Consider the following 4,414-nt stretch of genomic DNA (forward strand, 5'->3'; position numbering starts at 1 on the left):
TAACACCTCGTTGTTATTCCTTGCCTAAAGCATAAAGCAACAATAATATACGAGGTGTTTTTGTCAAGAAGTATTTTAAGCTATTTTACTGCCTCTCAATCACATGGGCTACTGGGAAAGATTAGTACATAAGCAGCGGAGCTGATTTCATGTGAATCGACCGGAGGTCGCAGTCTTCTATCAGAATCTAGTCTTGTGCGCTCAGGATTTCCAACACACTTTCGAAGATATAGCCAACGTGAATTCGATTTGTAAGGTCAAGCTTCTCCACATCGATCTCCAATACTGGGCCATCATGAAACCCAAGCTTTACTACGTTTGTAGAGTAGTCTTTGTACCAACGACTCAGATTCTTTATCTCTGAAAACTGCCATCCGCCCTCGATCTCCATATCCCTGCCGCGTTGTTGAATTCGTTCCCAAGCCAGAGACGGGCTTCCATGCAACAGGATTATCAGATCAGAGGAAGGGAGATCTCTGTTTACCGTTTGGAATTGGGTGCTCAGATTGTCGAGTTCATCCTCTGTAAGCAAACCATCTGCATGAAACTGATTACAAAATACTAGAAGGTCTTCGGGAAGGGAGCGATCTTTCACATAGCTCATCTGGCCGCTCTTTCCCTGCCGTCTTTGCTGGGCTCTCATCTCCAAAAAATGCAATTGCAGATCGTAGCAATGGGCTTTTTTATTTCCCAAAAACTTCTCCAACAGAGGGTTTTCTTCCGGCTTTTCGTAGAGGCAGCTTATCTTCAGGCTGCGTCCCATGATGGCAGTGAGAGTGGATTTTCCCAAACCTACGTTTCCAGCAATGGCTATCAGTTTTGGGTGTTCTGCCAGGTACTGCTCCAGGTTGCGTTCGGCATCAATTGCTTTCAGAGTGGCCTCGGTTTGCGGCAAAGATACCCATTCACTGATTCCGGGACTGCACACGCGAAGCCCCAGGGACTTGATTTGTTCTGCAATCAGATTCAAGGTACGGCGCTGCCATTTGGACTTTTCTATTGCGGTATCAGCATCTACTATCAGCACGGGACAACTGACGTGGTGGGCAATGAAGTCTTCGTATAAATTGTTCAACAGATTCAGATAATCTGCCGATATCGACAGCTCGCTCTCGCGGCCACGCTCTTTAATTCTATCTAAAAGCGTTGGAACATCAGCTCTGAAATAGACTAAAAGGTCTGGTTCCTTTATCTGTTCCGTCATTAGCCTGTAAGTTCTCTGGTAAGCGATAAACTCCGGCTCAGACATGTTCTGAAGGATGCGCTGAGCTTTACCGAAAATGTGATAATCCTCTGCTAAGGTCCGGTCTTCCAGCACGATACCCCGGCATGAATGTATTAGCCGCTGGCGATCCAAACGTCCGTTGAAGAACTCGATCTGTGCCATAAAAGCATTTGCTACAGGATCCTTATAGAAAGAATCCAGAACAATGGGATTGAACCTTTCCGGAAATGCATACACACCTTCAGTGCCATGAGCCTTGGGATATACTGAGATAAGAGTCTTACTAAGCGGTGCCGTACTGGCTGCTTCTATAAATGTAGATTTGCCTACGCCTATATTTCCCACAATGCCTATGCAGATGTTCTCCATTATCACTCCTCGGAACAGATTTTTCCTACAAAAATTCTGCCCGGTCATTCGAGTCAAGACATTCTTTTTAGCAGGCAAGCTGTCTAATATCCTCTACACATCTCAAACACAACTTGAACTCCTCCCAAGCCCCGCTCAGGATGTCTTTGAGAGGCTCTTTGATTGCGTAGCACGGATAAGGCAAGCAGGGCTTTTCTCAGGGTTGGCAACATCCATATCTTTATTTGGCGGGAAAACAACGATGGATGTGGGATAGAATCTGTGTTAATAGAAGAAATAACTTGACGGCAGCGTATATTGATGTTATTCTATATAGTATTAAAAGAGAGAGGCGAAAAATGAAGAAGATCATAACACCCTTTTTTGTACTACTACTACCGGTAATCATATTCGCCGGTGTCTTCGATAGTCCGTTCACGTACAACAACGTAATGCCCGTTTCCCGTGCCTGGCGTTGGTCTCAGCAGATTGAAAGCTATGCTGAAGGAAGCGAGTGGATCCCAGAAATGAGGGTTCGTCCATTTTATAATTCAAACAATACCGCTCAGATTGATTCCATGCACATGGATAGCTGGGAAGAGAGTATTGGGGATTGGATTCCCAACGTAATGGTTTCATATATAAGCTATAATAATGCGGGACGTATTACTCAGAATGAAATCCGTATGAATGTACAGGGTATGTTATTTCCGATCCTGAAACTTACGGCCACATTTGATAACCAGAACCGCATAACCCACATGTATATGTACAGAACTGAGATGGGGCTCAGAGTCTGGATTCCCATGAGCCGCATACATCTGGTATATCTGAACGGGGGCTGTGTAGAAGTTTATGGCTGGGAAGAAGCTGAACAATATGATCGTCAATCACCTTATTTCCATACTACCTTTGTTTGTGATGAAAATGGAAGAGTTATGGAAGAACATAGTGTGTCGTCTGCGGATTCAGTCAATTGGGTAACGAATAATAAGCAACTGTATCAGTATCATGCCCAGGATACAACCACTGGTCCCGAGTTCATTGAATATATGTCTCAGTCTTTACCAATCATGATGATGAACGATAACAACTTCATGTTGCCGGGGTTGATAACTCAATTGGATATATTCTATTGGGACGGTGGGCAGTGGATACCGGAAAACCACGAGGAAATCACTTATAACTCCCAACTGCAAAAAATTATGCACAATGTGGAATACTACGATAACCAAAATTGGTACACAGAACATAGGATAAACTATTTCTACGACGATAACGGCAATCTAAGCTACGAAATTGAGCAAGTTCCCATGTACGATACTTTGACAGATACCAGTAGAATGGATTACTCTTGGGAGCAGTATGGCACAAGTGTCGAAGATCTGATCTCTGTTCCCAATCTGGTATTGAACGCTTATCCCAGCCCATTCCGGAATGAAGTAAATCTGGTAACGGAATCCAAGGATGCTTCCCCGATTGATATCGGTATCTACAACCTTCGCGGGCAATTGATTCGTAAGTACTCATCCAAGCCTGGTCAAGTGGTAGTATGGAATGGCACGGACAAGTCCGGCAAAACATGCCCTACTGGAATATACTTCTTGAAAGTAAACCAGAATGGCAACACAGTTTCTTCCAAATTAATCAAGATAAAATAAACCCTAGTATTAAGGTAAGAACGAGCCTTCACTACGAAGGCTTTTTTTGGTTTGCCCAGAATACTTTCTGTGCCGATGGATTGAAAGAAGTCCTGACGCCTTACCAGCGGGAAGTCAACATGAGATCAAGGGCGTTTGGAATGGATACGGAGGCGATTGCGGATGAAGAAGATGCGGGAATGGAAGAGCTGGAAAGCCTTCCACAAACAATTACGCAGGAATGGCTTCAAAGGCGAATGTCCGAAGATATCTATGACGAGATGGAGAAACTCTGCCTGTTTCCATATGAGTTTTGCTCTTCCCAACAAGTGGTTCAAAGAGATGAAGTTATTTGATTTAACAAGTATCAAGATCGGTGTTTTATTTAACTACGTTGAGTAATTACAAGGATTATCAGGAGCCGTGTACGAGACCCGTACGCACGGTTCTGTGAGAGGGATGATGCTGGACTTGATCATCCAGCATCACCCTACTCGATTACCTTATACAAACCACAATAATGTACGGAGTTCCTATGCTTTCTATCTCTGTAAAAAGTTAAGGTGTGGCTTGGACTTCGGGCAATACATAGAATCCACACCCGATATTGAAGTCTATTTTGATCATATAGTAAACAAATATGCAATAAGATTCATCTGGTCATATGTACCCCAATCGCATTATTCGAGATAAATGCTTCACATATTTATGGGGACACGGAAGCTACCTTATGAAAACGCTTATATTATCCTACTGACTCGTCAAGGTACGAATGTCGTTTTCTACTGGGCTGCCATACTCCAATTTGCCTGATAATCTACCAAACGGTTCAAAAGCTTTATTCCTCCTCTGGTTTATCGATACTTGAACCTGATATCATCGGGTTATCATCGAGTGAACACAGGATGATAACGGCTTGATATCAGCTTCAACACTGCATAGAACAAAGGGAAAGAGTATGATTCAAAAGCTCCCTTCGGTCGCTGTTGCATTACTGAGCCAAGCTTGACATGACACTAGCTATGAAATATGTGGATATTTATGGACATCCCCCTTATTCCCATCCCAAAATCGCTCATACAGCAAGGTAGACTATTTATGAAAAAGAACTTGACTGAGATACGAAGATGAAAAAAAATGTAGTTGGTCGCTTGGCCTTAGATAGAGTATAAGAACTGAGGAATATAAAATGTCCTCAAAT

At 43.2% G+C, this 4,414-nt stretch carries 3 protein-coding genes; 2 read left to right on the plus strand and 1 reads right to left on the minus strand.

The genetic code is table 11. The annotated features are described in order from the left end of the window. Positions 1-187: 187 nt before the first annotated feature. Positions 188-1,594 carry a deoxynucleoside kinase gene (locus PHF32_08600; GenBank protein MDD4560774.1) on the minus strand — a complete coding sequence of 469 codons (1,407 nt, stop codon included), beginning with the start codon at positions 1,592-1,594 and terminating at the stop codon, positions 188-190. A 338-nt stretch (positions 1,595-1,932) separates the two neighbouring features. Between PHF32_08600 and PHF32_08605 the strand changes: the two genes are divergently transcribed. Then, positions 1,933-3,234: a T9SS type A sorting domain-containing protein gene (locus PHF32_08605; protein MDD4560775.1), complete on the plus strand. Its 1,302-nt coding sequence runs from the start codon at positions 1,933-1,935 to the stop codon at positions 3,232-3,234. A gap of 119 nt (positions 3,235-3,353) precedes the next feature. Continuing rightward, complete coding sequence (locus tag PHF32_08610; protein ID MDD4560776.1) at positions 3,354-3,569, plus strand: hypothetical protein; 216 nt, start codon at positions 3,354-3,356, stop codon at positions 3,567-3,569. Positions 3,570-4,414: the final 845 nt, after the last annotated feature.

Source organism: Candidatus Cloacimonadota bacterium (genome assembly GCA_028706475.1).
GTDB lineage: Bacteria > Cloacimonadota > Cloacimonadia > Cloacimonadales > Cloacimonadaceae > UBA5456.

Bases quoted from the DNA above. Each gene is read 5' to 3' on its own strand.
- PHF32_08600 (MDD4560774.1), bottom strand. From the start codon at position 1,594: ATGGAGAACATCTGCATAGGCATTGTGGGAAATATAGGCGTAGGCAAA.
- PHF32_08610 (MDD4560776.1), top strand. From the start codon at position 3,354: ATGAGATCAAGGGCGTTTGGAATGGATACGGAGGCGATTGCGGATGAA.
- PHF32_08605 (MDD4560775.1), top strand. From the start codon at position 1,933: ATGAAGAAGATCATAACACCCTTTTTTGTACTACTACTACCGGTAATC.